Source organism: Neobacillus drentensis, assembly GCF_036966985.1.
GTDB classification, from domain to species: domain Bacteria; phylum Bacillota; class Bacilli; order Bacillales; family Cytobacillaceae; genus Neobacillus; species Neobacillus drentensis_E.
Map to the genome: position 1 here is coordinate 1 of NZ_JBALSN010000484.1, position 370 is coordinate 370.

The 370-nt window shown below is 27.8% G+C and carries 1 protein-coding gene; it reads right to left on the minus strand.

Annotated elements, in window-relative coordinates; genetic code table 11:
• The coding region (locus V7659_RS25885) for a DUF2089-like zinc ribbon domain-containing protein (protein ID WP_335542975.1) at nucleotides 1–186 on the minus strand (186 nt) is incomplete at its 3' end.
• Nucleotides 187–370: the final 184 nt, after the last annotated feature.

Genomic DNA, 370 nt, shown 5'->3' on the forward strand with positions numbered 1-370 from the left:
TTCCTTGATACTTCCTCTGCATGTTAAAAATACTTCCACAAAATGAAGTTGATCCTTTGATAATGACGCCAGCTTGGAAAATTCAAACTCATTTTCAATCGTCGTGTGACAATGAGAGCATTGCAGTTTCGTAATCTTCAATGTTTTGCTGCAGACAGGACAATTTGTGATTACTTTATAGGCCATAATGAATTCCTTTCCTTTAGTTGATTTGATTATAAATCAATAAATTTAAATAGTAAATAAATAAAATGATTAATTTATCTAAAAAAATTAAAATAATTAATTCGTTAATTAAAATTATTGATTTGTTGTTTTGTTTTCCTAACTAATAGGGGAAGGAGTAAGGAAATAAAAAACCATGCTGTTT